Origin of the sequence: Rhizobium sp. PvP014 (assembly GCF_017876855.1) — a bacterium.
GTDB classification, from domain to species: Bacteria; Pseudomonadota; Alphaproteobacteria; order Rhizobiales; family Rhizobiaceae; genus Neorhizobium; species Neorhizobium soli.
In genome coordinates this window covers 290,576-315,733 of the sequence record NZ_JAGIOT010000002.1, presented here as the reverse complement: position 1 = coordinate 315,733, position 25,158 = coordinate 290,576, and the positions used below count along the sequence as shown (strand labels likewise).

The window sequence follows — 25,158 nt, the reverse complement described above, 5'->3', positions numbered from 1 at the left end:
CCCTCTCGCAGGAAAACTTAAGACTCACTATAAGTGACTAAATTTATTAGATATTTCTATTGAACCTGCTCTTTGTTCGGCCATCATCGTGATGCAACACGGATGACGGAGGCCAGATGTGCTGCACGAACTCCAGACCAACGCCGTCAAATACGGGTCGCTTTCGAACAGCGAAGGACAGGTGCAGATTTCTTGGACCACTGAAAATCTGGACGGCGCGGAGATTCTCAAATCTTTCTGGCGGGAATCCGGTGGACCGCCTGTGACGAAACCAAGCCACCGACGAATCGGGTCGCGCCTTATTTTGTCGAGCCTGCAATCATACGGCGAAGTATCGTTAGACTACGAGCCCTCTGGATTGATCAGAGCGAGGCCGTGTGTTTCGGTGGGTTTCCATTCAAAGCCCCGAGACGTCACCTCCCCAGTCTGGATATAGCCTGCTAGAACCGGGTCGCCTCAGGTTTTACCCCTTTCTGCGACGGCCGCCATCAGACCAGAAAAACCGATGGCGAGCGAAACCCACCAAGTGGTGTCGTGCATCGTGTAAAGGGTAACGCTGCTCACCACGCACCACAGGCACGGAATAACAAACAGAACGAAGTCATAACGCTGTCGGCTTGCGGCTAGAAGGCCAATGGTGGCGAGCACGGTCGGGTCCGGCATGATTCCAAAAACCTCGCTTTGGCCGTGTCCCCTACCGCTGAACACGAACAATGCAGGATAAGCTAGGATCGATACGGCAGCTACGATCACGCCCGGCAATTTTCTAGGGAGACGCCGGTCCGCGCCAGTCGGCCGAGTGTGAACGCAGACGGTGAGGATCGCCTGAGCGCCAAAACCGATAGCCGCATAGGTGGCCGCCCAATTGATGCTGGAAAGCCTCATCCAGAGATACGCATATGCAACGAAAAGCCACAGCACCGCCAGGGTAACCGCGACAATTCGCCTGTCGTTTGGACGCCCGCGTAGGACGAGACATAAAAGGCCGACACCGATAAGGACCATCGCCAAGTGAAGTGGCCAGAGACCGACGTTGAAGTTTGCGATCTGCCTGAAGTAAACCCGGGGCGAGAACATCAGGAAGTCGGAGGGCCTGTACGACCACCATTCCGTCATGGGGCTTCAGCCGCTGTTATGAAGCGTGCCATCATAGGCTTTTCATATAGTCGACGGTCCGTTTGCGAAGCTCCGGCGTCATCAGCGCACTTGTCGCCGCTTCCATGTTTTCGCGAACGTGTTCTACGCTGGAAGTTGCTGGGATGGCGCAGGTGACGGCTGGATGGGAGACGATGAACTTGAGCATCAGCTGCGCCCAGTTTTTGGCTCCTGTCTCCAAAACCCATCCCGGCAGTGGCTGGCCCTCCATGTCCGCAATCAGGTCGCCCTGCCTGAACGGGCGGTTGACGATGACGGCGATCTTCCGCTCGATGGCGAGCGGCAGGATGCGTTCCTCGACTTCCCGGTCGAGCACATTGTAGGAAATCTGCACAAAATCGATCGGTTGGGATTTCATGATGGCTTCGATATCGGTGTGGCGGCGTCCTTCCGACGTCGTGATGCCGACATACTTGAGCTGCCCTGCGGCCTTCATTTCGAACAGCGTCTCAAGGTGTGCCTGCCAACTGAGAAGATTGTGGACCTGAAGCAAGTTGAACTGCGGCACGCCCCACAGACTGCGCGACTGCCCGATCTGCCTTCGCCCCGATTTTGGATCGCTGATCCAGACCTTGTCCGCAGCGAACAGGGATGGCGGCCGGGAGAGCTTCTGGAGTCCGTAGCCAATGGTCTCCTGCGCCGAACCGTACATCGGGGAAGAATCGATCAACCTGCCGCCTGCGGCAAAGAAGGCCTGCATCACGCCCGCGCATTCGTCGCGAAGCTGGTCGTCACCGCCGACGTTGAATGTAATCCAGCTACCAAGGCCGACCACAGGAATAACCTCGCCGGACGACGGTATAGGCTTGGTCACAAGCATGGGAACCTGTGCGAGCGCTGTCTCCGGGAATGCCGCAAGAGCTCCGGCCGAGGCCATCAGGCTGAGAGCTTCGCGCCGGCTGATTTCAGTTCGCATCGCTTGCCACCAATTTCCGTTCGCTCGTCGTTGACTGCACGAGTATCGGGCAACCTTGCATTGATGGAAACCCGTGTGACGCTCGCGCGGTCATCAATTTGGTTTGATGCAGGTTTCTAACGGCCGTATTTTCCGACATCATCTTGCCATCGGTTTTCTGCGCGTCTTCCAGATGGCGAACTTGCCCTGGAACACGCCAGCCACTTGACCGTCCGCGGCGGTCTTGAACACTGACTGCTAACGTTTGTGCGATGCACAGAGAGGAGATGATCAAGCGGTCTCGTTCGACTGCGGGAAGTTCCGCTGGTGCCAGACGGGATAGGCAGGCGGCGCATCGCTTGCTGCATCGAGCCGGGCAACCTGCTCGGCGGTGAGGTTCCATCCCACTGCGCCGATGTTCTCGATCAGTTGCTCCTCGTTGCGTGCACCGATGATGACGTTGGAGACCGTCGGACGTTGCAGGAGCCAATTGAGAGCCACTTGTGGGATGGTTCTTTCCGTTTCGGCGCTGATCACGTCAAGCGCATCGACGATCCGGAACAGATGCTCGTCGTCGAACTTGGGACCGACCCCACCGATCTGGTACGCGCGTGTTCCAGGTTGCGCGGCCTGTCCACGCCGGATTTTCCCGGTCAGCTTGCCCCAGCCAAGCGGCGACCAGACCATCGCGCCAATTCCCTGATCGCGGCCAAGCGGCATCAGCTCCCATTCGTAGTCGCGGTTCAGCAGTGAATAGTAGACCTGGTGCGAGACGTGCCGGGGATAGCCGTACCGATCGGAGACCGACTGCGACTTCATCAGGTGCCAGCCTGAAAAGTTCGAGCTGCCGATATAGCGCACCTTGCCGGAGCGGACGATCTGGTCGAGCGTCGCCAGCGTCTCCTCGACGGGTGTGTTGTAGTCCTGACCGTGGAGCTGGAAGAGATCGATGTGGTCGGTTCCGAGGCGTGTAAGCGCTTGGTCCACGGCGTCGACAAGGTGCTGCCTGGACGAACCGAAGTCGTTGGGGCCGTCACCCGTCGAAAACGTTGCCTTCGTCGAGATCAGCAGGCGGTTGCGCTTGCCCCTGATCGCCGCGCCGAGAATGTCCTCGGCCTGCCCGGCGGAATAGACGTCGGCGCTGTCGAAGAGAGAGACACCGTGATCAAGGCAGACGTCAATCAAGCGCGACGCGCCATTGGAATCGGTCGATCCCCAAGCCTTGAAGAAGTCGTTGCTTCCGCCGAAGGTCGCCGTGCCGAAGCTGAGAGCGGGTACCCGAAGGCCGGACTTTCCAAAACGTCTGTAGTCCAACGTCGATGACAGCGCTTGTCTCGTTAGAACTCAAGCGGTTTCGAAGCGGAGTATTCACTTTCCGTCATTCTCCAAGCCATGCGATTAAAGCATCTATGTGGACCGCGAAATCTCTTCCCTCGTCCGGCCCGCCCTTATGGATAACTCCGGCGACGCGGTCTTCCTTATCGAGCACTGGCCCACCGGACATCCCTTGTGTGAGCTTCTGCGTGACTTCGATGAGGGGAACCGCACTCTTAACTGAAAAACTACTGACGTGGCCCGAGCGCACGTTCAAGCTGTCACCGGGGCCGTATCCAGGATATCCAGCTGCGTTCACCCCATCCCCCAGCAAAGGTGCTTTGGCTACGATTTCTAGTTCAAAGAACTCGTTCGCGGGAATGCTGTGGTCCAAGATTGCAAGGTCTCGCACGGCATGATGCTGCTTGACCCTGGCCTTAAACACGTTCGATGGCTTTGAGGGATGATAGACATCAATATCCTCTCCAAGCACTTCCTCAACACAGTGAGCGGCAGTAACAAGTCCGACACCCTTCAAAAAGAAAGCACTTCCCTGAGCAAACTTGCCTTCGAAGTGCTCGATGACCCAGACGGCTCGGCTCCGGACTTGCGCGGGAGTCGGAGAAACTCGGATATGCTGGGTTGGAAAGGACAAGTTATAGCGAGCCGCTATCGCTCGGAAGACAGGGTCGGACTGACCTTTCACATTTCCCAGCCATGAAATCTTGCCCTTCAGATACTGGGAAAGTTCGCATTTGCCGTCATGATCGTCTTCAAATTTTTTCTGCGCGGACACTTTTCCGATTGTCTCGACCGAGTACAGAGCGCTCCGGATGTCCCTTACGAAACGCCGATCGACATTTAGGCCCGCGTTGATCTTCAAGCCAGTAACGATCCGGCGGCTATGTTTGTCGCCATAGTGAGCCTTGGCCGAATTGAGCTTGAAGCCGTTATTGGTGAAGGCCTCAATCAACCTCGGCGAAAGCGCATCGGGGACAAAACTGCCAGTCGGAGGCACGCCTTCTGCAAACAAGTTGCCTGGCGGCTGATAGCTCGAAAAAGTAATGTCGTCGGCATAACGCGTGTAAATGCAATGCGCTCCTTTTGCGATCGCTTGGAGTTCCTTGTCGAGCTTGAAGCAAACCATGTTCGACAAGACCGGGCTAGTCGGCGCTCCTTGCGGCAGCGCCCCTTTGTTTGTGCATAGACGCGCCACCACAGTAGCGACGCTTTCATCGACACCAACGGCCTTTAAAAGACCCGCGACCCGGTTTTCTGATATGGACGGAAAGAAGCGTTCGACATCTAGGTTTACGACGAACTTGCTTTTGAGGTGTGATGTCGCGTTTGTCTTCACGGACCGATCTGGGACGAAGCCGTGGACTGGATTTCTTGGGGCGTAGATTTGATCTAGAAGTGGAGCAATTTTCCGCTGCAACATCTTCAAACGCCGATCTGGCGCACTGATAATCCTTGGCTTCCCGGATTTCGAGGGAACAGGGAAGTCTCGGTACATTCGCCCTCGAAACCACCAAATTTTGCGTAGTTCGGCTTCGGAGAGGCAAAGGTGTTCAAGAAAGGTGGCGAGGTCTACCATTTCCGACGGAATGCGGACGCGGAAGCTGACCCCGCCGAAAGCACGCAGTGGATGTGGCACGAGGTCTCCCTCCAATCACGCCATGTGCATCCGAGCATAGGTGGCGCGCACGATATTGTAGATACATTCGCTCTTACGCCGCAGTTACTACAGCGCGTATGCGAGGGGAGACCTCGTATCCAATCCTTATCAAGCAGCCATGGTAGCGAACAGCGTTTGTTGGACCGCTTCGCGTGTATCAACAGGCTTTTCGATGGAAGGAGTTGCGGCCCCGTCCTGCTCTCGAGCGCGGGACGACGCCGCCAGACCCGCTAGCCGTCATGGGGCGACAGATGCGGTATTCCTGGACTTCACCTTGCAGAGCGCCCTCACCTCTTCGCCTCCTACATGTCCTCTTACGAACAACTGGGCAGCAAGGAGATCGAGTTCGGTCCGCCGCTCCAAGAGCAGTGTCATCGCGCGTTCGAACTGCGTTTTCATTCGGGCATCCACGAGATGCCGAAGGTCGGTGTCTCTGTCTCTGAGGTACTCGAGCGGGCGATCTCCCTTTCCCAAATCGACAGACAGTGCCTTCCCGAAACCGTAGTGCTGCTCGATCCGGGCGAACGCTGTAGACCCGACGGACTGCACTGCGGCACCGAGCCTCGCCTCCCGTGCGATGCAGACATATTCCAGTCTGAATTCCCTGATAACTCTGCCGGATTCGGGAAGTTCCTTGACGGGCGAACCGGGAGCCGGTCGTTCTTTAACGTTTCCATGTTTTCCTTGCGGTCATGGCAAAGAAAACCTCGGATCGCCCTAGACCTCAGAGCCTGAAGATCGAGCCCGACGCGCCTTTACGCGGGGGCCGAAGGAAGCTACGCGATCCTGCTCAGCCACAGCTGCCTCTCGATCCCATGCCGTCCCGGATCGAGCCTTGCCTCGCCCTCCTGGCGAGCAAACCGCCGGAGGGCCCGGCGTGGGGCTACGAGGTGAAGTGGGACGGCTACCGCGTCGCTGTACACGCCGAACTTGGCGGCAAGGTCCGCATCCTGACGCGCGGCGGACACGACTGGACCGACCGTTTTCCGACAATCGCAAAGGCTGTTAGGGAGCTCGGCCCGGGGACGATGATACTGGACGGCGTGGCCGTTATCCTCGACGAACAGGGGCAAAGCGACTTCAACTTGCTCGTGGCATCTCTCGGCGGACGAGGAGGCAAGAAGGTGTCATCGGACACGGTGCTGTATGCCTTCGACCTCCTGTATCTGGACGGTCACGACATATCGATGCTGTCTCTCGAGGAGCGTCGCGTGCTGCTCGACCCGCTGCTGGAGAGCGCATCGGGCGCGATCCGGCTTTCCGAGATGTTCGACACCGACGGGGCCTGCCTGTTCGCGAGCGCCGCAGAGCTGGGCCTCGAAGGTATCATAGCCAAACGACTCGACGCACCCTACAAGTCGGGCCGTGGCGGCGACTGGCGCAAGATCAAATGTGTGCAGTCGGACACGTTCATGGTCGTTGGTTACGAGCCGTCCACGTCGGCAATAGGCGCTATCGGCAGCCTATTGCTCGCCGCACGAAAGGGCGACGATCTGGTCTATGTCGGGAACGTCGGAACGGGATTCTCGGATGCGGTCGCGCGCAAGCTCAGAACACAACTCGACGCGATAGGGAAGAAACGACCAACCGTCCGCGTAAAGGCAAAGTCGGCCGTTTATGTCGAGCCTGTCATCGCCGCCGAAATTGAATACCGCGCGTGGACGGGCGACGGAAAACTCCGGCACGCCTCATTCAAAGGCATAAGGGATGTCGCCGACGAAATCGCGGTCTATGAAGTCGAAGGCTGATCGGTCGGCGCCGCGGTCCAGTCATTGGTTGGTTCTCCCACGGCGGCGGCATCCAGTTCGCGTCCCTTTTCCAAGGGGACAGTATATCATTTCGTTTGTGATCTGAGGCCAGCGACAACGATAGCCCGTTTCGGGCCGACGGCTGACTTTAGGCAGATTTGCACCATTAGCGGCCGTTGTTGTCGCTTGTAGCTTATTTGTTCAAAGCTGCTTGCAGGTATTGCGCCATGCTCTGAAGACGCGGGACGGGTCGCCGTCACCCTCCTGTAAGCCTTCATCCGTCATGCCGATCTTCAGAGCGACCTGGATCGATCCGAGGTTCTCATGATCAATGTTTGCGACGACACCATCGAGATCAAGGGTTTCCATCGCGTAACCCAATATGGCCTTGGCGGCTTCAGTTGCATAACCCTTTCCCCATGCACTTCGATTAAATCTCCAGCCGATTTCAATTTCGGATTTCGTCTTGTCGGTGGGAGTAAGCAAAATCCACCCGAGAAAGAGTTCAGGGTGATCGTGCTGGAAAACAGACCAGTAACCGAGGCCATTTCCGAAGTCGGTGACGATCCGCTCTCTAACGAATGCGTTATGACGCTCCAGGTCTGACCAGGGGCCGGGAATGAACTTCGTCACTTCCGGGTCACGATCCATTGCCAAGCAGGCTGGCAGGTCTGCCAGGTTACGCGGCTTGAGCAAGAGACGAGCGGTTGTGAATGTAGGAAGTTTCGACATATCTCTGACATTAGCTTTTAGAAACACCCAGTCTCACTAGCAACATGCGCATCATTTTGACAGCTCCCCGACGCCCACTACAGGCCCAATCCAGTAATGCCGCGGAAGCGCCACCTCCCTCTAGATACGAGTTCGTCGTTTTGCGATGCCGGTTCGATCAACTACTTCAGGATGTCGGTTGCCTGGTGGGCTTCGTCGACACCCTGGATCAAGAAGACATCTCCTTCGGCTCCCTGGGTCCTGAAGCCAATCAGCGCCTGATAGGCGGGCGAAGCATACCAGGAACGCGCAGCCTCCATAGTCGGGAAGCCGATGACGATCAGGTCATCGGATGGCGCTCCTTCCAGCACTTCCTTTCTTCCACCGTGGATGATGAAGCGCCCGCCAAACGGTTCCAGTGTTGCGTCTATACCGCACAGGTAAGCCACGATCCCATCGTTCAGGCGCACGTTGCGGAGTAATCCGACGGCATAGGCAGTCATCGAAGGCGCGATCAGCGTGCCGCTTTTTGGTTTGACGTGAGGGGACGGAACCGCTTTTCCAATCGATTCTGTTGTCAGATTCGGTATTGTCATCCCACTATCTCCGTTTTGATGCTGTGCCGAGTATCGGACACGGACACGGCTGGGTCGATTACCTGTGAGGTAATCAAACTGATCCATCGAGAGGTCATTTGGATATGGACGCTCATTCTCCCTCGATTAGTGATCTGCTTCGGATGTGGCGCAAGCGTCGCCGCCTTAGCCAACTGGAACTTTCGCTGGATGCTGGGGTCTCGCAGCGTCACCTCAGCTTCATCGAGTCAGGACGCTCGCGGCCTAGCCGGGAGACCATTCTGCGGCTCGCCGAACCGTTGAAAATACCGCTTCGCGAGCGAAACGCGATGCTGGTAGCGTCGGGCCTCGCGCCGGAATTCTCTGAGAGGCCCCTGTCTTCTCCTGACATGAAGCACATTCAGGAGATGGTCGACCGGATACTGTGCGCACATCAACCGCATCCAGCTATGGCATTGGACCGTGGCTGGAATATTCTGGCGCGAAACCGCACTGTCGGCGTGCTGACAGAGGGTGTTGACCCATCGCTGCTGGAGGGTGAGGTCAACGCTCTGCGGCTAACGTTTCATCCAGGCGGCCTAGCGTCGCGCATCGTCAACTTCCATAGCTGGCGTGACCACGTTCTGTGCAGGATTTCGCACGACATCGATGTAACTGGCGATAACCGACTGATAGAGCTTCTTGAAGAACTGAAGTCTTACCCTGTCCCTTTTCGAAGAACTACGTCGTCGACCCCTGAGGTGCCCGCCATTGCAATCCCTCTCATTCTTGACAGTCGGTATGGACAACTGACCTTCATTAGCGCGACGACCGTTTTCGGTACGGCCGTTGACGTCGCCGTGTCCGATCTTGTGATAGAAACTTTTCTGCCAGCCGATGAGCAGACCACATCTGCATTGCAATGCCAGCTCAACAAGTGACGTCCAGATGCGGCGTTAATAGCTCGTGTTACCGGGATATTGTTCGCGAGCTTTGCGCCAAGAGCGGTCATTGCGTCTCATCACTGCACTGCGTAATCTGCGAAACGCGTACGGAAGTCATCGATATCGATCGACCCAAGCGGGGCTGGCAAAAGTCGTCTTGTCGCGGTTTGCGGCCGCGCGGGATCGCCATTATTGTCGCCACAGTGGTGTCGATCTATGCTGGATCATCTGCTGCCGCTCCCGTGGAAATGACGGTCGACCGTCTCATCAGCATCTGTATGGCTTCCGACATCCAGGACGTGTCCGCCAATGGCGACGAGCTCGGATGGCAGCGCATGTCCGAGGCGGATACGTCGGAATGGCGTTCGGCGTTCCAGGAATACAATGGAGGATCGGTCGAGGTGGTCGGCTGGAAGCGCGAACAGTCCGACAGCACGGATTCCCTGTCGTTCTGGATCGCCGTTGGGCCCAGTGGTCATCAGGCGTGCATATACTCCACGGATCACCCTGCGGGCCTTCTTGACGCGCTGAAAGCCCGGCTCGGTTCTCCGGACGATTTCGAGAAGATGGAGGAGATCGAAAGCACAACCGCCTTCTGGAATAAAGAAGGGATAGAGTACGCTTTCTCGCAGACAGGATCGTCCGCGATGATCCAGATCAGCAAGGGTCGATGATGGCTACGGTCACACGATTAACCTGCTAACTGTCGGGCAGGCTCCGGAAGTCGTGTCCTATAGGCATGGTGCCCGCGATCCTCGACAACTCGGGGCTTTGCTGCCGTTGCGCTACCTGCAGGTTCCGTCTAGCCTTTCGAAAGCAAGACAATCCTCTGAGGTCAAATCCATTGAACCCGATCGACGTTATAATCGATGTGATATGGCGGTCTATAGAGCGCCGGAATCGCAAGGATTGGATGGTGTTGTTGGGAGGAATCCTTATTCTTAGCCTGGTCGGACTGAGCCTATTCCTGCAGTTCCTCTAACAGTAACAGCCGCACGCGACGACAACGTTCGCAATGGCCAGAAGGCGTCTTCCGCTTCGCGCCAATAGCGGTCATCTCGGGTCCGACTTATCGTGTAATCCGTTAGGTGTTTTTTAGGACGGGCATCTGGGTTGGGAATCGGCAAAATTACAGGAACCGATGCCCCCTCGATTGCCATTCAGCAGCACTGTGCAACATCACTTGCATCGCTTAAATTCCTAACGAACATTCGGAAAATCGATTGTTGGACTGGACGAATTCAAGACTGCGATCCCCATGACCCTAGACCAGTTGCGCATTTTCGTCGAAGTCGCCCGCCATCAGCACATCACCAAAGCCGCCAAGGCGATGCACATGACGCAGTCGGCCGTCAGTGCGGCAATTATCGCGCTGGAGGAACGTCATGGGGTAGCGCTGTTCGACAGGATCGGACGCTCGATCGTTCTCAACCAGGCGGGAACGATCTTTCTCGAACACGCGCTTCAGGTGCTCGCGGAGGCGAAGGCGGCCGAAACCGCGCTCAAGGATTTGACGGGTTTGTTACGCGGTGATCTGTCGATCATGGCCAGCCAGACCGTCGGTGCCTATTGGCTGCCGTCACGGCTTGCGAGGTTTCATGCGTCTTATCCGGGTCTCGGTCTTGATGTCTCAATCGGCAATACGGAGGCGGTGGCGGATGCTGTCGAGACCGGGCGGGTCGAGCTCGGTTTGGCCGAGGGCGTGATCGATCGCTCGACCTTGTCCTCACGCGTGATCGCCACGGACGAGATGATCATCGTCGTTTCACCAACCCATCCCTGGGCCAAAGGCAAAAAACTGGGCAAGGCGGATTTTGCAGATGCGACATGGGTGCTGCGCGAACCCGGGTCGGGCACGCGTCTCGCCTTCGAGGGGATGATGGCCAAAGAGAAGCTGAAGCTCCAGGCCTTAGATGTTGCGATTGTTCTGCCGGGGAATGAGGCTGTGCTCGGCGCAGTCGAAGCGGGCATGGGGGTAACGCTGACCTCGCGAAGTGCCGCCCAGACAGAACTCAACAGCGACATGCTGGTCGAGGCCAACCATCCTCCGCTTCCACGTCCGTTCTTCCTGATCCGGCACAAGGAACGATATCGCTCGAAGGCAGCCGATGCGTTTGAGACGCTGCTATCAGAGCAGGTCTGATGACCTATCGCGGGCCTGAGACACTCTGGCACGAGCACCTTCGCGACGAGCGGTTGGCCGCACTCGACAGATCGCATACGCGAGCACTGAATGACTACCGAGACCGCCTTCAGCTTGCATCCGGCCGGGATGTGCCGAACTTCGATCCATTCGATGGCGGCGTCCACGCGAGACTGCTGATCCTCCTTGAGACACCCGGGCCAAGTGAGGTCGAATGCCACCGCCGCTTCGTCTCAATCGATAACCCGACCGGCACGGCGAAGAACCTGCGACAGGCGCTGGCTGAGAGCGGCATATCGAGAGATAACATCGTTCTGTGGAATGCGGTCCCGTGGGTCCGTGCGATGAAAAAGTCGATCACGACCAGCGAGCGGCGCGACGGCAAGGAGAAATTTTCTGCCCTCTTACCGCTGCTGCCGGACGTCGAGGTTGCCATTCTCGCGGGATCGGTGGCGAGTGCAGCGAGGGAACTGCTCGAGAGTTTCGGTATCAAGGTGATCCTGTCGCCTCATCCGAGCCCGACGCTGATCAATACCTCGATAACGCAGCGTCACCGTCTGCATGAGGCCTTCGAAACGTCGTCCGCAATCCTCAATCAATCGAAAATGTCGATTGAAACATCCTGAACTATGCGTTGGAACTGATTGACGTGGTCGCGTATTTTCGCCTCAGTAATCGGGAGAGAAGCCATGCAACAGGTTGTTGCCAATAAGCCCATCACACACGTCGCAGATGTGCCTATGCAGGGCAATATCATCCGCAACTTTACCCCGAACTGGTTCGCCACCACGATGGGCACCGGCATCCTGTCTGTCGCTCTCGCCCAGTTCCCGGGGCATTTGTGGCTGTTCGCCATGGGCCAGGCGCTCTGGCTGTTCAACATCCTGCTGTTCGCCACCTGCACGGCGCTCTACGCTGCAAGGTGGACGCTCTATTTCCATGAGGCAAGCCGGGTCTTTTCCCATTCGGTCGTATCGATGTTCTTCGGCTGCATCCCTATGGGCCTCGCCACGATCATCAATGGCTGTCTGATTTACGGCATCCCGCATATCGGCGACACGGCGGTAGCAATCGCAACGACGCTGTGGTGGATTGACGTCTCGATGTCGCTTGCCTGCGGCCTCGCCATCCCGTTCATGATGTTCACCCGCCAGTCGCATTCGATCGACCAGATGACCGCAGTCTGGCTGCTGCCGATCGTGGCCAGCGAGGTGGCGGCCGTCAGCGGTGGTCTGCTTCTGCCTCATATCGCCGACGCCCAGACACAGTTGACGGTGCTGATGACCAGCCTGGTTCTGTGGGCCTGTTCGGTCCCGCTCGCCATGAGCGTCTTGGCCATCCTGTTCCTGCGCATGGCCGTCCACAAGCTTCCGCATGTCAACATGGCCGCCTCGAGCTGGCTGGCGCTTGGCCCGATCGGAACCGGAGCCCTCGGCCTTCTCGTGATAAGCCAGACCGGCCCCGCTGTGCTCGCGGCCAATGGATTGGCCAGCGTTGCTCCGGCCTTCGGCGGAGCCAGTTTCCTGGGCGCGATACTTCTGTGGGGCTACGGCATCTGGTGGCTGGCCACCGCCGTCTTGATCACCCTGCGCTACCTTCGCGAGGGCCTGCCCTTCAACATCGGCTGGTGGGGCTACACCTTCCCGCTCGGCGTGTTTTCCGTGGCCACGCTTCGTCTGTCGACGATGGTGCCAATGTCGTCCATCGCAGTCTTCGGAGCGGTTCTGGTCACTGCCCTTGCCTGCATGTGGCTGCTGGTTGCGGCCAAGACGATCAAGGGTACACTCGACCGCTCGCTCTTTATCGCGCCCTGCCTCAAGGCAGACTGATGATCGAAATACTCCGGCGTCTGCCCATGTCGGAGTGTTTTCTCGAACCGAGCAGGAGAAGATATGACGCTTCGTATTATGGCCGTGATCGTCGGCGGCATTGCGTTGGGATGTGTAGGGTCCGCCAAGGCCGACCCCGTGCAGGGCTTGATGAACCCGGCTGTGTTCCAGGACAGTATCGTTGGAGTGAAGACGGCCCCGGTCACGCTGGTCGTCTATTCCTCCCCGACTTGCAGTCACTGCATCGACTTCCATGAAAAAGTCTTGCCGAAGCTGCAGGAGACGTATGTGGCACCGGGCAAGCTGAAGATCGCCTACCGGCCCTTCGTGCGAAATTCGGCGGATGCCGTCATCTTCATGCTGGCGAATACGCGGGGCCAGGACAGATTCGATGAGACGGTATCGACCTTCATGTCGAAGTCCGATGAGATTGCTTCGGCCTCAAACGCCGAGGATGTGCTGCGCGAGATCGCCGCTAGCATTGGCATAGACCGTGCGGGCTTCGATCGCGCTGTTGCCGATCAGGCTTATCTGGACAAGCTCAATGCCGCGACGACCGAGGCCAGTCAGAAGTTCGGTGTGGCCGGCACGCCATCGTTCTTTGTCAACGGCGAGCGGGTCGAAGTGAAGCGCAGTTTCGACGAGGTCTCCGATGCTATCGCCGCCGCACAAGCCGACTGATCAGAAAGGCCCGATGCAGAGCACCCGGAGCCCAGTCACGGGAACGTGAGCACGGATTGTCCGTCACGTGGGAATGAATCCCGCCTCCAGGGGTTCTTACCCACTCTTGTCGAAAGGAAGACCTCATGCGCGCCAAAGTCACAGTTCTTATCGCAACGGCGGTCGGCATAGGCCTCTGTTCCCTCAGCCCCGCCTTGTCAGAACAGCAGCACCAGCATCATCAGCCCGAACCGGCGGGCAAGAATGAAACAGCAGATGCGTTCTCGGCAAGCATGAAGGCTGCAATGGAAAAGATGCATGCCGGCATGATGTCGGTTCCTGAGAGCGGAAATCCGGACAGGGACTTCCTGGCGCAAATGATCCCGCATCATCAGGGCGCTGTCGATATGGCCAAGGCGGTTCTGGTCAGCACGAAAGACCCGCAAATTCGAAACCTCGCTCAATCGATCATCACCGAGCAGACCTATGAGATTCAACTGATGCACACGATGCTCGATCAGTCGGGCAATCAACCTGCCGCAACTCTGGAGACCGTAAAATGAAACGTTCCATCCTGGTTCTGATGTCCGCACTCGCAGCATCTCCCGCCCTGGCTCTTCCGGACGCCAAGGACCGAGTCTATGCCGCCGACCAGAACAGCAACACGGTTTCCGTCATCGATCCCTCGACGAACACGCTTCTGGGTCTGATCAAGCTAGGTGATCCAAGGCCGAACGTCCTGAGCCCTCTCTACAAGGGCGAGGTCAATGTTCACGGTCTCGGCTTCTCGCCGGACCATAAAACAATCGTTGCTGTCTCCACCGTTACCAATTCGGTGACCTTCATCGATACCGCGACCAACAAGGTGAAGGGTGTGACCTATATCGGCCGCAACCCGCACGAAGCCTTCTTCACACCCGATGGCAAGCATGTCTGGGTGACGGTTCGTGGAGAAGACTACCTGTCGGTCATCGACGCCAAGACGTTCAAGGAGACCGATCGGATCAAGACGGAGAGTGGCCCCGGCATGACGATCTTCGCGCCCGACGGCAAGCGCGCCTTCGTCGCAAACAGCTTCAACCCCGTCGTCCAGGTCTTCGACGTGGCGTCGAAAAAGCTGCTAGCTGCCATCCCGGTCGTGTCGCCCTTCTCGCCGTTCATACAGGTCACGCCCGACGGCAAGGAAGCCTGGCTGACCCACAAGGACGTCGGCAAGGTAACGCGGATCGATACCAAAACCCTCGAGGTCAAGGGTGTTATCGATACCGGCCCGATCACAAACCATCTGGCCTTTGCCAAGACACCCGCTGGCACCCTCGCTTACGTGACCATTGGCGGCGAGAATGTCGTGAAAGTCTACACACTCGACGATGACGCCAAACTGGTCTCCACCATACCGGTCGGTGCGCTTCCGCATGGCATCTGGGGCTCCGGAGACGGCAGCCGTATCTATGTCGGACTGGAGAATGGCGATGCGATCGATGTCATCGACACCGAAAAGCAGACGAAGATCGCCCACATCCCCTCCGGCCAAGCTCCGCAGGCCCTGATCTATGTTTCCGACGCAGTTGTGGGCGGTGATGGCCGTCAAAACTTGGAGCCGCGAAAGGATATGCCCGAGAACATCACCCTCAGGCTCAAGCCCTCAGAGAATATGGAGGGCAGCGGCATGATCGTTTCGCGCAATCTCGGTTTGATCGATATCGTCGACGTCAGCGTTTCCAAGCTGAAGCCGGACACCACTTACACGCTGCTCTTCGAAGGCCAGCGGGAACCGATCGTCGCCTTCAAGACCGATGCCAAGGGAGCCGCGATGGCATCCGCAACCAGCCCCACACGTGCGATCGTCAATGCGGGCGAAGCGTCAACATCTCCCAACGTGATCCTGGTCGAAGGTGCCAAACCATCTAAGGATGCCGTTTTGAAGTCTCGATAGGATTGTCGGTTGGATAGCCGCAGGCGTAGTGCTATTTCGTTAGGCGGCGTGCGCCTGCCGCTATCAAAACAAGCAGATGACCTGTTTGGGCCAACAGCGGTCATTGGTATTTGCGATCGCATAGTACCCGAGCATGCAGAGCTTCCGCCGACGAACTCTGTACCTACTGCACGACCGAAACCTTCTCACGAACCTGCCTGACAGCATTGAAGACCTCTCCAGGCATGCCGAATCCTGGAGCACCATAGAGTAAACGGAGCTCTTCCCTATGACGGTCCGGATCGAGCAGAACCTCCGCCAAATGATCGAAGCGTCGTAGTTCCTCGGCGCTGATCTCCGCGTCTGGGGTTGGCATCGCCCCCCAGTCGTCCCACGGCAGCATCTCGACCTTGTTCAGGCTGGCGAGGTCACGGATCATATTTGAGGCGATGAACCAGAAGCCGCCTTCATCGAAGATGCCAAAGCGATTGGGGTCGTCCTCGCCACGCCGGCAGAGTTGCCAGGCCTGGGCGGCCAGCAGGAACTCACCCGACGGCAAGTCGAGAGTGTCGAAGACCAGCCCCAATTCTGCGCGCTGAAAGTCATCGATCTGAAAATCGACCATCCGCCAGCGATCACCATTCCAGACCTCCACCACCCAGTGGTCGATCGCCTTGTCGGGAGCGAAATAAGTGCCGAACCCGCACCGCGACCTTGCCGCACGGCCGCTCGCTCGCAAGGCCGACACCGCGAGCAGCGAGAAATGGCTGCAGACACCAACCGCTCGACCCGCAGCAGGACGTGGTGAATTGCCCCCCGCAAGGAGGCCGTCCAGCACGGCGTCCACCGATCTCCTTTGCGAGAGTTCACGGCGCTCCGGGGTCAGCTCTTCGCCATATCTCGATGCCCAGTGTTCGTGAAGCATTCTTCCCTGAATCCAGGCGGCTAGGTCGGCGATGTCCGTTGGAGCGCCTGCCAGCCCGACCTTGTTCTTCTTTGCCGTGGAATGCGGTCCCGGCTCTCGGAAGTAGTCCAGCGTAACCATGTCCATGAGTATCCTCCAAGGCCGGATGATCCGGCGAGGGCTTATTGGTGTCAAGCGCACGGCGAACGCCCGCTTTGGGCCGCTGCAGGCCGAAGGCCGACTCCAGCGGGTTATCCGATCACGCTCAGTTCTTGTTGGTCAGAAGCGCTCACTTCAGCCCAAGAACCTGTGGTCGATCCGTGTTCGACTGGAAATGAGCGGAGCGATCAGAGAGCTGGCGCTCTTCAATCTCGCCATAGACAGCAAGCTTCGCGCTTGCGACCTCAGTAAGACTGAGGGGCGAAGACCTGTGGTCTGGTAGCTCGGTCAGGGATCGAGCCACCATCATGCAAAAAAAGACAAAGCGGCCCGTACAGTTCGAAGTGACCGAGCAAACGAAAGCTACACTTGTAGCATGGCTCCCATTCGTCCGACGTAGCGGCGGCAGCTATCTGTTCCCAAGCCGCCGCAAGACGTCGCAGCATTTGTCGACGAGGCAGTACGCCCGGATTGTCCAGCGATGGGTAACGTCCATCGGACTTGAAGCCAGCGCCTATGGGACCCACTCCCTGAGAAGAACTAAGGCGGCACAGATTTACAAGAAGACTGGCAACCTCCGAGCCGTGCAGATTCTGCTCGGTCACACCAAGCTTGAAAGCACCGTCCGATACCTGGGTGTCGAGGTGGACGATGCTCTGCGGATCGCTGAGCAGATTGAACTGTAAGTTCGTGACCATCGGCGGATTGCCGATGGTCCCTCTCGCGCCATCAGCGGACATTGCTTCCCGTACGCCTGGTCGTTTCTCCTTCGCCTTGCTTCAAGCTGCGACTCCGCTTCTTTCGCTACGCAGCATCAAGATGATCGTCGCGGGCTACTAGGTTGCGCCGATTGAGCCACCCGTGACCCCAGTCCCGTAGCCCAAGGAGAATAGGCGCAAGCGTTCTGCCTTCCTCAGTGATGGAATACTCCACCTTGGGCGGGATAACCGCGAACACCTTCCGTGCCACAAGGCCATCCTCTTCAAGCTCTCGAAGCTGTTTGATCAGGAGACGCTGGGAGCAGTCTCCCAGCTCTCGCTTCAGGGCGTTGAACCTAAGAGTTCCCTTCAGGAGATGGTACAGGATCATGCCCTTCCATTTGCCGCTGATTAGATTGAGCGCCGCATACATCGTGCAGCCGGGGACCTCGTCGTAGTTCCGATCTTTGTTCATTCCAGCCTCGTTGACGGTATACTTTTGGACACTATGTGCGTTTGATTACCGTATTTTCAATTTCGCTTCCAGTTGCGAAATGCGTCTGATCATACGCGCTGTATTTACGGCGCGCGGAAGAAGCTAAAAGGAATTTCAGCATGACGAGAGTTGTCCGCTTTCATGAATACGGGGAACCCGATGTTCTCCAGATCGACGACATCGATGTCTCCGCTCCGGCGAGTGACGAGGTGCAGATCGCAGTCAAGGCCATCGGTCTTAATCGCGCCGAGGTGATGTTCCGCCGCCATGCTTATCTGCAGGAGGCTGAGTTCCCCTCGATGCTCGGTTATGAAGCGTCTGGCACGATTACTGCGATGGGGGACACGGTTATGGGGCTCGCCAAAGGCGATGCGGTTAGCGTTATTCCAACGCTAGACATGACGCGATGGGGCACCTACGGCGAACTCATCAACGTGCCGGGCCGTCACGTCGTAAAGCATCCGGAAAACCTGTCGTTCGAACAGGCGGCGGCATCGTGGATGCAGTATGTCACGGCTTGGGGCGCGCTGATCGAACAGGCAAAACTCAAAAGGAACGAGTTCGTGATCGTGTCTGCGGCATCGAGCAGTGTCGGCGTTGCCGCAATCCAGGTTGGTCGCAGCGTAGGTGCGACGGTAATCGCCACGACGCGGACCGGGTCGAAGGTGGAAGCCTTGATCAAGGCAGGCGCGCATCATGTCATCGCGACGGAAGAAGACGATCTTGCAGCCCGCGTTAAAGAGATCACAGGGGGCAAGGGTGCGCGGGTTGTGTTCGATCCCATTGGCGGCCCGGCCATCGCGCAGCTTGCAGAATGCATGGCGGTTGGCGGCATCCTGCTCGAATACGGTGCTCTCAGCCTCGACGAGGGCCCGTTCCCCCAGTTCGCCGTGCTGGGCAAAAGTCTGACATTGAAGGGGTATCTCTACACGGAGATCGTCTCCGACGACGCGATCCTTTCCCGCGCGAAGACCTTCATCAATGAGGGGCTGCGCTCTGGGACCCTCGATCCGTTGATCTCCCGCACGTTTAGCTTCGAGGACATCCGCGAGGCAACCCGCTTCCTGGAAAGCAATGAGCAGATCGGCAAGATCGTCGTCACTGTCTAACCCGCCACGGCTGTGGCGGAACTTCTCCCGCCGTAGCCTCAAAACAACAAGTCTGGAAACAGTATTATGAAAATAGGAATTCTTGGCGTTGGCCACATAGGAAAGACTTTGGTTAGGACCCTCAGCGCGGCGGGGCATGACGTGAAGGTCGCAAATTCGCGCGGACCGGAGACAATTCCGTCCGAGGTGCTTGTCTCTGGCGGACGGGCAGTCACTGCTCAGGTCGCTGTAAAAGACGCGGATGCGATCATCCTATCAATCCCGTTGAACCGTATACCAGGCACCGCGCCATTGCTGGCGACCGCTCCTGAAGACACAGTGGTGATCGATACGTCGAACTACTATCCAATGCGCGATGAAAAGATCGCCGAGATCGAAGACGGAAAGGTTGAAAGCGTTTGGGTCTCCGAGCAGCTAGGCCGCCCCATCGTCAAGGCATGGAATGCCATCGGTTCGGACTCGTTTGCGCGGAAAGGCAAACCAGCAGGAAGCCCAGATCGCCTCGCGATACCTGTTGCGGCTGACCGTGAGCACGATCGCCAGGTAGGACTGGCACTTGTCGAGGACTCAGGTCTTGATGCGGTCTACTCCGGCACCATTGCGGAGTCGTGGCGGCAGCAGCCCGGCGCTCCCGCTTACTGCACGGACCTTACCCGTGAAGAGATACCCGATGCGCTGGCGAAGGCCGAGAAAGCTCGGCTGCCAAAGCGCCGTGATCTTGTTGTCGCGGTCATTCAGGAAAGAGTGGGCGATGCGACCACCAATCCGGACGCAGACTTTGGTGTCCGCCTCGCTCGGGCTATCTGCATATGACGACATGGCTGGTCGCATTTCAGCCGCCAGCCATGCAGTCCTCAATATCGCCATGTCGGCTTTGGGCCGACAGAGGTTATTGCAGGAATGCACTACAAGCGGCCTTCCTTGACGGTTTAGTCACGGGGAGCTAGCTTGGTCAGGTCTGAAACAGGTTAGGCTCGGGAAGGTTGGCCCGGCCCCCACTAGGTGGGTCCTTCCGCTCATATCAAGCGGCCCAAGACTACGATGGCATGAGCATAGTGCGCGTGCCGAGAGTAGGAGTATGGGCATGAAAGCTAGAGTATCAGTACTTACGCTGGGCGTTTCTCACCTGCAAAAATCGGTTTCATTCTATCGCGATGGTCTGGGGCTGCCAACTGAAGGTATCATCGGACAGGAGTTTGAGCACGGAGCGGTCGCGTTCTTCGATCTGGCTGGAGGTCTAAAGCTAGCCGTTTGGTCGCAGAGCGACATTGCTCATGACACTGGGCTGCCGTTACAGCCGCCTAGCTCCACGTCCTTTACCATTGCCCACAATGTCTCCACGATGGAAGAGGTCGATGAGGTGATGGATACCGCAGAGCGGGCCGGAGCCGAGATCGTGAAATCCCCCGTGTCCACGTTCTACGGCGGCTACGCTGGCTACTTCCGTGATCCTGACGGGCATTTGTGGGATGTGGTTTGGAACCCTCATTTGCCCCCTCCAGCAGATTGACGTTGTGGACGGAGCGCCAACACAAACGCTGGACGGGTGAACCTGCCTTAGGCCCGTCCGCTTCGGGCCGAGACGAGGTAAGAAATGAGGCCTTCGATCTACCATGGGCACGCATCCACGCACCCATTGCGCCGCCATCGTTCAGAAAGGCTGCATAACGGCTAAAATGACCATGATCGTACTGGAGAAACGGCTCACCATTAGGCTGAAAGGGGAGCACTTTCAATGAGCGTTCAGTGTAGCGCTGGAAATGCTTTTAGACGTGACTCCATCTAATACGCTCAGCTCGAACGTGGCATCCCATGTTTGACCAAAACCTCGTGCACGAGCTGGGCAGACACTGGTTTGCTGATGGATGTCGCGTCTCCCGGCACATCCCCCTGCCGGGGAACCGCCGCGCCTGAGGCTATGACAATACAAATATGCGGCCAACGATCCTCGACGGCGCGCGCAAGGGCGAACCCGTCCAGCTTGCCTGGCATCTGGACATCCGTGAACAGAAGCTGGAGCGAGGAATGCCTGTCGAGAAACGCTTACGCCTCGTCGGCGGTCCTGGCCTCAACGACGGCGTAGCCTTCCTCGGATATAATGTCCGCCGTGTCCATCAGGACTAGCGGTTCGTCGTCGACGACGAGGGCGATCGGTTCAGAGAGTTTTGCGAATTCAGAGGTTTTCATACGGCCTAAAGCGCCGGAACCGCGTTTGGTTCCTGTAGGTCGTCCTGAGGGCGTTACTGGAATACTCGATCTCTCTGAAAAGAACTTTCAAAGTAGAGCGGGTCTTGTCCAATGGAGACGTGACCGACAGGGTGCCACGGTGGGTCGACACGATCTGGGAGGGGAGCTAGATCGCTTGCGGACCCTCTCCGCAGGGTATCCTGAGGATGAAGGTTGTGCGCTCGGCTGACGATGACACGTCAAGCGTTCCACCGTGAGCTTTCGCGATCTCTGACGAAATATGGAGGCCGAGACCAAGCCCCTGCGTACCTGCCGAGTCGTTGCCGCGGAAGAAGGGCTGGAAGAGCCTTGGTAGGGTCTCGCTGGGGATCGGGTCTCCGCCGTTCGAAACTTCGACTTCAAGACAACCCTGCCGGATAACCGCCGAGACCTCTATAGGCTGGTCCGCCGCGCCATGGGAAATGGCATTGCCTAGAAGGTTCGAGAGTAGCTGCATGATCCGAGCGCTGTCCACGTATAGGGGACCCGGCAAGTCCAGCCGCGTCGCAATCGATCGTCCCGCACCGACCTCTATCTCCGATACGACCTGTCCGATCTCGTGAGCCAGATTAGGTTCGGCGCGCCTGACGACAGTAAGACCCCCTCCAAGACGCGCCTTGCTCAGGTCGAGGATGTCGTCGATCAGCCCGGACATACGTTGCACGCTGCCCTCGACCAGTTCCACCACCTTTCTCCCCCTTGGCGTGAGTTCCTCTTTGTAGAGGACCCGCATCCCGCTTCCGATCGCCGCGACCGGATTTCTCAGGTCGTGTCCGAGGATCGCTACGAACTCGTCCCGCAGTTTCGCCGTCTCAGTGAGCGAAGTGTTGGCGTCCGCCAGCTCCGCACGCGCGTCGGACAGTTCGCGCTCGTATTTCCGGCGGCTGGTTGCCTGGAAAATCGCGATCCTCGTGACTGTCTGCTCGCCCTCCGTCTTCTGCGTTACATTGGCGAGCACTGCCAGTCTCGACTTGTCGCATTTAACGAGGTCGATCGCGACTTCGTGTAAAAAGCCCTGCATGCGGAGCATCGGCGAGAAGTGGGTTTCGTAGAACATGCGGCCCGACACGGGCATCAGGTCGAGAAACCTCTTTCCCGTCAGGGCTGCCGCTTCGAGATCAAGCCACTTCGCGAGCGTTCGATTCGCCAGCAGAATGCGGCCGCGGCTGTCGGCCACGACATATCCACAGGGAGCGTTGTCGAAAAGGTCTTGGTGGTCAGGAACGTAGGACATTGGGTTCGACTAGATAAAATCCCGGATCGCGGCGATGACTTCGCCCGGAGCCGAGAGGTTGGGACAATGCCCGGTCGCGTCGAGCAGTACCATTTTGCTTCCTGGGATGTGGTCCCTGACATACTCGCCTACCTCTTCGGAGGCGATGATGTCGTCGCGGCACTGGAGGATAAGGGTCCTCGCCTTCACATGGGGTAAATCGCTCCGGTTGTCGGAGGTGAAGGTCACCTTGGCGAACCTTCTCGCGATGTCCGGGTCGGTGCGACAGAAGCTGTCGACGAGTTCCTCGCCGAGCTCCGGTCGGTCGGCATTGCCCATGATCGCGGGTGCCATGGCTTTTGACCACCCCATGTGGTTGTCGCCAAGTGACGCGAGCAGCTCGTCGATATCGTCCTCGGCGAAGCCACCGTGATAGCCGTCGTCGTTGATATACCGCGCCGACGGGCCGACAAGCACGAGATCGCTGAAGAGGCTGGAAGCCTTGAGCGATGCCAGAACGCCAATCATCGCGCTCACGGAATGTCCGACGAAGACCGCGTTCTCCAGTTCAAGCTCCTCGCCGATTTCCACGAGGTCGTCGGCATATCCTGCGAGGCCGGAATACTTGTCAGGATCGTACGCGTTCAAGTCGGACTTACCCGCGCCGACATGGTCGAACAGGACGGTCGTGAAGTCATCTTCGAACGACGGCGAAACGAGCCGCCACATGGCCTGATCGCAACCGAAACCGTGGGAAAATACGATCGCGCGTTTCCCGTTACCTGTGACGACGACGTTGTTGCGATGAATGACCGACATGATATTTCCCGTTTCGCGGCACACTAGCAATGTTCCACAGCGATTGCCATGCGCCACACGCGTCCTATCGGTCCTTGGCTCTCCTCCACCTGACCAGATAACCGAAGCCCGGTCCTATCAGGACCCCAGCGATCACCCAATCGATCAGGGTGAGCGGGCTCTCGTCAGGATCGTGTCCCGTGAGATAGAGTAAGAGGAAAAAGGCCAGGATACCGCCGACTATCATTGCCAGGGCAAAGATCAGGCTTTTACGGGAACTTTGCATAGGACCTCATTCTTCAGAAGTGCGAGCCGGCCAGACCGCGATGTCTATCACATCCCGGTCTACGGGAACGCTGTCGTCCCTGCTGCCCTCGAATTCCATCCAGCTGATCCGCATCGCACATGTGACTGTATCGACCAGGAAGATCGGTCCGTTCGGCAATGGGTCAGGCATCGACGGACTGGAAATCGAGAAGCTCTTCGATGGAAAACGAACCTCGACCGTCTCCAAACGCGTCCACGGCTTACCGCTCATTTGGTCGGCCAGCGGGTGATCCGGTTCTCGGTCACAGATAGCGATCCGGATATGCTGTTGCAGGCAGGACTGCGTGTCGACGGTGATATCCGATGGCATAACTTGTAGGCACCTCGCCTCCATTTCCGCCGTGATCTCCACGGGAGCCTCGAACGCTTGGTCTTCCTGGTCTACGAGATAGAACTGGCTCTAGTCGGACTGCGAGGCAAGCGTCGTCCAGCCTTTCGGCGATGCGGGCATTTCCGTCATCCCTGGTGCGCCTCGGCCCAGTGCGGGTAGGTCACGTAGGCCGTCAGCGCGCCCTCGCCTTCCGTGGTGATCGTCACCGCCTCACCCTTGGGCATATAGACGATGTCGCCCGCCCCTGCCGTCACGGTTCCGTCGCCCGTGGAAACCGAGAGCCTGCCCTCCAGGACGATCATGGTGTCGTGGACGGCCATTGTCTCTGTAAGCGACTGGCCCGGCGCGTAGCGGCCGTAACCGATGGTGACCGGGCCGCCGTGCCTCTCGTCGACCAGATTTCCGACAAAGATATCGGCATCCTGTCCAGGAGACTTCACCAGTTCGGCATCGGACAGGCTGAATTTCTGAACCTTCATATCTACCTCCCTATTCCAGACTGGAGGTAGTGCGGTCGCCGAGATCGCCAAGGCCGACAAGAAAGGACACGGAGATGACCGAGAGCTGCCCTATCCCGACACCCGAACAACGCAAGTACATGGAGATCAGAGAGGCGGCGGAGCGCGCGATGCTGGACAAGCTCTACAAGGCCATCGACGACGCGACCGCCGAAGTGGCCGCCAAATTCCAGGAGGCCGTGGATGCGGGCGCTCGCACGGATCACAGTACGATCCCGCGCAGAACTGCTTCCGAATGCTGGGCGGCAAGCGCTTCGAGGTCAGGCGCGTGAGGACTATCCTGTCCGAAAAACTCGTGGAACAGAAGGCCAAGAACCATCGGACCGATAACCGAGAACGCGTACAGGTTCGGATCGCCGGGGCGGATTTCTCCCCTGGCCTGCGCGTTTGCGATCATCCCCGAAAGCAAGGTGAGGACACGGGAGACAACCTCGTCGTGCCAGATGCGTGCAAGGTCTGGGAAGGCCCGGCTTTCGCCGAGCACCATGCGGACGATTCCAGGAATCCTTCCGTCGCCCATGCGACCGGCCGCGCGCTTCAGCAGGACAGGAACGAACTCGGCAACCGATCCTCTAAACGCCGCGGACGACTGCTCCATCGCATCGAGGTTGGCCGCGAGAGCCTGCCGGGCGGTGGCCCTGAACAGGTTCTCCTTGGTGTCGAAATAGAGATACAGAGTGCCCTTCGCGACACCCGCTCTCTTTGCAACCTCGGACAGTTTCGTGCCCGCGAAGCCGTGTTCGACGAATACGTCCATCGCGGCTTCCACGATCTCCGCTGGACGATCTTCCTTCCGGCGGCTCCATTTGGGTTTCGTATCGGTCATCTCTGCT

26 protein-coding genes and 1 pseudogene are annotated in these 25,158 nt (G+C 58.1%); 14 read left to right on the top strand and 13 right to left on the bottom strand.

The genetic code is table 11. The features are described 5' to 3' along the window. Positions 1–456: 456 nt before the first annotated feature. From J3A65_RS06155 to J3A65_RS06140, 4 genes are all read right to left on the bottom strand, one after another. Positions 457–1,116, bottom strand: coding sequence for a DUF6064 family protein (locus J3A65_RS06155; protein WP_209900355.1), 660 nt, complete (start codon positions 1,114–1,116; stop codon positions 457–459). 31 nt (positions 1,117–1,147) lie between these two features. Continuing rightward, positions 1,148–2,032: an aldo/keto reductase gene (locus tag J3A65_RS06150; protein WP_245341618.1), complete on the bottom strand. Its 885-nt coding sequence runs from the start codon at positions 2,030–2,032 to the stop codon at positions 1,148–1,150. Positions 2,033–2,341: 309 nt separating this feature from the next. Further along, positions 2,342–3,364, bottom strand: coding sequence for an aldo/keto reductase (locus tag J3A65_RS06145; protein ID WP_209900351.1), 1,023 nt, complete (start codon positions 3,362–3,364; stop codon positions 2,342–2,344). A gap of 64 nt (positions 3,365–3,428) precedes the next feature. After that, on the bottom strand, positions 3,429–4,961 hold the full coding sequence (locus J3A65_RS06140; protein WP_209903354.1) for a reverse transcriptase domain-containing protein: 1,533 nt from the start codon (positions 4,959–4,961) through the stop codon (positions 3,429–3,431). Positions 4,962–5,734: 773 nt separating this feature from the next. Here J3A65_RS06140 and ligD point away from each other — a divergent pair. Further along, complete coding sequence (gene ligD, locus J3A65_RS06135; RefSeq protein WP_209900349.1) at positions 5,735–6,790, top strand: non-homologous end-joining DNA ligase; 1,056 nt, start codon at positions 5,735–5,737, stop codon at positions 6,788–6,790. A gap of 201 nt (positions 6,791–6,991) precedes the next feature. Here the strand turns inward: ligD and J3A65_RS06130 are convergent, their stop codons facing one another. Then, positions 6,992–7,522 (bottom strand): GNAT family N-acetyltransferase, encoded by a 531-nt coding sequence (locus J3A65_RS06130; RefSeq protein ID WP_209900347.1) that lies wholly within the window; start codon positions 7,520–7,522, stop codon positions 6,992–6,994. A gap of 161 nt (positions 7,523–7,683) precedes the next feature. Continuing rightward, complete coding sequence (locus tag J3A65_RS06125) at positions 7,684–8,097, bottom strand: DUF1330 domain-containing protein (protein ID WP_348635208.1); 414 nt, start codon at positions 8,095–8,097, stop codon at positions 7,684–7,686. Between the two features lie 104 nt (positions 8,098–8,201). Between J3A65_RS06125 and J3A65_RS06120 the strand changes: the two genes are divergently transcribed. From J3A65_RS06120 to J3A65_RS06085, 8 genes are all read left to right on the top strand, one after another. Further along, on the top strand, positions 8,202–8,996 hold the full coding sequence (locus J3A65_RS06120) for a helix-turn-helix transcriptional regulator (RefSeq protein ID WP_209900345.1): 795 nt from the start codon (positions 8,202–8,204) through the stop codon (positions 8,994–8,996). Next, complete coding sequence (locus tag J3A65_RS06115) at positions 8,978–9,673, top strand: hypothetical protein (RefSeq protein WP_209900343.1); 696 nt, start codon at positions 8,978–8,980, stop codon at positions 9,671–9,673. The genes J3A65_RS06120 and J3A65_RS06115 overlap by 19 nt, the downstream gene beginning before the upstream one ends. Before the next feature lie 584 nt (positions 9,674–10,257). Then, positions 10,258–11,142, top strand: coding sequence for a LysR family transcriptional regulator (locus J3A65_RS06110; RefSeq protein WP_209900341.1), 885 nt, complete (start codon positions 10,258–10,260; stop codon positions 11,140–11,142). Beyond that, positions 11,142–11,768, top strand: coding sequence for a uracil-DNA glycosylase (locus tag J3A65_RS06105; protein WP_209900339.1), 627 nt, complete (start codon positions 11,142–11,144; stop codon positions 11,766–11,768). The genes J3A65_RS06110 and J3A65_RS06105 overlap by 1 nt, the downstream gene beginning before the upstream one ends. A gap of 63 nt (positions 11,769–11,831) precedes the next feature. Further along, positions 11,832–12,971: a TDT family transporter gene (locus tag J3A65_RS06100; RefSeq protein ID WP_209900328.1), complete on the top strand. Its 1,140-nt coding sequence runs from the start codon at positions 11,832–11,834 to the stop codon at positions 12,969–12,971. Positions 12,972–13,049: 78 nt separating this feature from the next. Next, on the top strand, positions 13,050–13,652 hold the full coding sequence (locus tag J3A65_RS06095; RefSeq protein WP_209900324.1) for a thioredoxin domain-containing protein: 603 nt from the start codon (positions 13,050–13,052) through the stop codon (positions 13,650–13,652). Between the two features lie 125 nt (positions 13,653–13,777). Further along, complete coding sequence (locus J3A65_RS06090; protein WP_209900321.1) at positions 13,778–14,194, top strand: DUF305 domain-containing protein; 417 nt, start codon at positions 13,778–13,780, stop codon at positions 14,192–14,194. Beyond that, positions 14,191–15,567: a YncE family protein gene (locus tag J3A65_RS06085; protein ID WP_209900319.1), complete on the top strand. Its 1,377-nt coding sequence runs from the start codon at positions 14,191–14,193 to the stop codon at positions 15,565–15,567. The genes J3A65_RS06090 and J3A65_RS06085 overlap by 4 nt, the downstream gene beginning before the upstream one ends. 163 nt (positions 15,568–15,730) lie before the next feature. Here the strand turns inward: J3A65_RS06085 and J3A65_RS06080 are convergent, their stop codons facing one another. After that, on the bottom strand, positions 15,731–16,597 hold the full coding sequence (locus J3A65_RS06080) for a transglutaminase-like domain-containing protein (RefSeq protein WP_209900317.1): 867 nt from the start codon (positions 16,595–16,597) through the stop codon (positions 15,731–15,733). A gap of 106 nt (positions 16,598–16,703) precedes the next feature. On the opposite strand from J3A65_RS06080, the pseudogene J3A65_RS06075 reads away from it, so the two are divergent. Next, a pseudogene (locus tag J3A65_RS06075) lies at positions 16,704–17,295 on the top strand (tyrosine-type recombinase/integrase). Positions 17,296–17,413: 118 nt separating this feature from the next. Here the strand turns inward: J3A65_RS06075 and J3A65_RS06070 are convergent. Then, entirely contained in the window at positions 17,414–17,782 is a 369-nt protein-coding gene (locus J3A65_RS06070; protein WP_174061172.1) for a helix-turn-helix domain-containing protein, read from the bottom strand. A gap of 140 nt (positions 17,783–17,922) precedes the next feature. Here J3A65_RS06070 and J3A65_RS06065 point away from each other — a divergent pair, with 140 nt between their 5' ends. The 4 genes from J3A65_RS06065 to J3A65_RS06050 all read left to right on the top strand — a co-directional run bounded on the left by J3A65_RS06065 (position 17,923) and on the right by J3A65_RS06050 (position 21,036). Then, positions 17,923–18,912 (top strand): zinc-dependent alcohol dehydrogenase family protein, encoded by a 990-nt coding sequence (locus J3A65_RS06065; RefSeq protein ID WP_209900315.1) that lies wholly within the window; start codon positions 17,923–17,925, stop codon positions 18,910–18,912. Between the two features lie 66 nt (positions 18,913–18,978). Continuing rightward, on the top strand, positions 18,979–19,725 hold the full coding sequence (locus J3A65_RS06060; protein WP_209900313.1) for an NAD(P)-binding domain-containing protein: 747 nt from the start codon (positions 18,979–18,981) through the stop codon (positions 19,723–19,725). Between the two features lie 271 nt (positions 19,726–19,996). Beyond that, a complete protein-coding gene (locus J3A65_RS06055) occupies positions 19,997–20,422 on the top strand; it encodes a VOC family protein (RefSeq protein ID WP_209900311.1) in 426 nt (141 codons plus the stop codon). A 422-nt stretch (positions 20,423–20,844) separates the two neighbouring features. Then, positions 20,845–21,036, top strand: a complete 192-nt coding sequence (locus J3A65_RS06050) for a hypothetical protein (protein ID WP_209900309.1) — start codon at positions 20,845–20,847, stop codon at positions 21,034–21,036. Positions 21,037–21,265: 229 nt separating this feature from the next. Here the strand turns inward: J3A65_RS06050 and J3A65_RS06045 are convergent, their stop codons facing one another. The 5 genes from J3A65_RS06045 to J3A65_RS06025 all read right to left on the bottom strand — a co-directional run bounded on the left by J3A65_RS06045 (position 21,266) and on the right by J3A65_RS06025 (position 25,151). After that, a complete protein-coding gene (locus J3A65_RS06045; RefSeq protein WP_209900307.1) occupies positions 21,266–22,372 on the bottom strand; it encodes a PAS domain-containing sensor histidine kinase in 1,107 nt (368 codons plus the stop codon). Positions 22,373–22,381: 9 nt separating this feature from the next. Further along, entirely contained in the window at positions 22,382–23,170 is a 789-nt protein-coding gene (locus J3A65_RS06040; protein WP_209900305.1) for an alpha/beta hydrolase, read from the bottom strand. A gap of 271 nt (positions 23,171–23,441) precedes the next feature. After that, positions 23,442–23,786, bottom strand: coding sequence for a hypothetical protein (locus J3A65_RS06035; RefSeq protein ID WP_209900303.1), 345 nt, complete (start codon positions 23,784–23,786; stop codon positions 23,442–23,444). A 146-nt stretch (positions 23,787–23,932) separates the two neighbouring features. Further along, positions 23,933–24,286 carry a cupin domain-containing protein gene (locus J3A65_RS06030; protein ID WP_209900302.1) on the bottom strand — a complete coding sequence of 118 codons (354 nt, stop codon included), beginning with the start codon at positions 24,284–24,286 and terminating at the stop codon, positions 23,933–23,935. Between the two features lie 241 nt (positions 24,287–24,527). Next, a complete protein-coding gene (locus tag J3A65_RS06025) occupies positions 24,528–25,151 on the bottom strand; it encodes a TetR/AcrR family transcriptional regulator (RefSeq protein WP_209900300.1) in 624 nt (207 codons plus the stop codon). Between the last annotated feature and the right edge of the window lie 7 nt (positions 25,152–25,158).

Excerpts from the sequence above, each read along its gene's own strand:
- J3A65_RS06070 (WP_174061172.1), bottom strand. The coding sequence starts at position 17,782 with ATGAACAAAGATCGGAACTACGACGAGGTCCCCGGCTGCACGATGTAT.
- J3A65_RS06105 (WP_209900339.1), top strand. The coding sequence starts at position 11,142 with ATGACCTATCGCGGGCCTGAGACACTCTGGCACGAGCACCTTCGCGAC.
- J3A65_RS06045 (WP_209900307.1), bottom strand. The coding sequence starts at position 22,372 with ATGTCCTACGTTCCTGACCACCAAGACCTTTTCGACAACGCTCCCTGT.
- J3A65_RS06150 (WP_245341618.1), bottom strand. The coding sequence starts at position 2,032 with ATGGCCTCGGCCGGAGCTCTTGCGGCATTCCCGGAGACAGCGCTCGCA.
- J3A65_RS06055 (WP_209900311.1), top strand. The coding sequence starts at position 19,997 with ATGAAAGCTAGAGTATCAGTACTTACGCTGGGCGTTTCTCACCTGCAA.
- ligD (WP_209900349.1), top strand. The coding sequence starts at position 5,735 with ATGGCAAAGAAAACCTCGGATCGCCCTAGACCTCAGAGCCTGAAGATC.
- J3A65_RS06065 (WP_209900315.1), top strand. The coding sequence starts at position 17,923 with ATGACGAGAGTTGTCCGCTTTCATGAATACGGGGAACCCGATGTTCTC.
- J3A65_RS06155 (WP_209900355.1), bottom strand. The coding sequence starts at position 1,116 with ATGACGGAATGGTGGTCGTACAGGCCCTCCGACTTCCTGATGTTCTCG.
- J3A65_RS06080 (WP_209900317.1), bottom strand. The coding sequence starts at position 16,597 with ATGGACATGGTTACGCTGGACTACTTCCGAGAGCCGGGACCGCATTCC.
- J3A65_RS06030 (WP_209900302.1), bottom strand. The coding sequence starts at position 24,286 with ATGAAGGTTCAGAAATTCAGCCTGTCCGATGCCGAACTGGTGAAGTCT.
- J3A65_RS06050 (WP_209900309.1), top strand. The coding sequence starts at position 20,845 with ATGCGGCCAACGATCCTCGACGGCGCGCGCAAGGGCGAACCCGTCCAG.
- J3A65_RS06115 (WP_209900343.1), top strand. The coding sequence starts at position 8,978 with ATGCCAGCTCAACAAGTGACGTCCAGATGCGGCGTTAATAGCTCGTGT.
- J3A65_RS06095 (WP_209900324.1), top strand. The coding sequence starts at position 13,050 with ATGGCCGTGATCGTCGGCGGCATTGCGTTGGGATGTGTAGGGTCCGCC.
- J3A65_RS06125 (WP_348635208.1), bottom strand. The coding sequence starts at position 8,097 with ATGACAATACCGAATCTGACAACAGAATCGATTGGAAAAGCGGTTCCG.
- J3A65_RS06130 (WP_209900347.1), bottom strand. The coding sequence starts at position 7,522 with ATGTCGAAACTTCCTACATTCACAACCGCTCGTCTCTTGCTCAAGCCG.
- J3A65_RS06100 (WP_209900328.1), top strand. The coding sequence starts at position 11,832 with ATGCAACAGGTTGTTGCCAATAAGCCCATCACACACGTCGCAGATGTG.
- J3A65_RS06085 (WP_209900319.1), top strand. The coding sequence starts at position 14,191 with ATGAAACGTTCCATCCTGGTTCTGATGTCCGCACTCGCAGCATCTCCC.
- J3A65_RS06025 (WP_209900300.1), bottom strand. The coding sequence starts at position 25,151 with ATGACCGATACGAAACCCAAATGGAGCCGCCGGAAGGAAGATCGTCCA.
- J3A65_RS06120 (WP_209900345.1), top strand. The coding sequence starts at position 8,202 with ATGGACGCTCATTCTCCCTCGATTAGTGATCTGCTTCGGATGTGGCGC.
- J3A65_RS06090 (WP_209900321.1), top strand. The coding sequence starts at position 13,778 with ATGCGCGCCAAAGTCACAGTTCTTATCGCAACGGCGGTCGGCATAGGC.
- J3A65_RS06035 (WP_209900303.1), bottom strand. The coding sequence starts at position 23,786 with ATGCCATCGGATATCACCGTCGACACGCAGTCCTGCCTGCAACAGCAT.
- J3A65_RS06040 (WP_209900305.1), bottom strand. The coding sequence starts at position 23,170 with ATGTCGGTCATTCATCGCAACAACGTCGTCGTCACAGGTAACGGGAAA.
- J3A65_RS06140 (WP_209903354.1), bottom strand. The coding sequence starts at position 4,961 with ATGGTAGACCTCGCCACCTTTCTTGAACACCTTTGCCTCTCCGAAGCC.
- J3A65_RS06060 (WP_209900313.1), top strand. The coding sequence starts at position 18,979 with ATGAAAATAGGAATTCTTGGCGTTGGCCACATAGGAAAGACTTTGGTT.
- J3A65_RS06110 (WP_209900341.1), top strand. The coding sequence starts at position 10,258 with ATGACCCTAGACCAGTTGCGCATTTTCGTCGAAGTCGCCCGCCATCAG.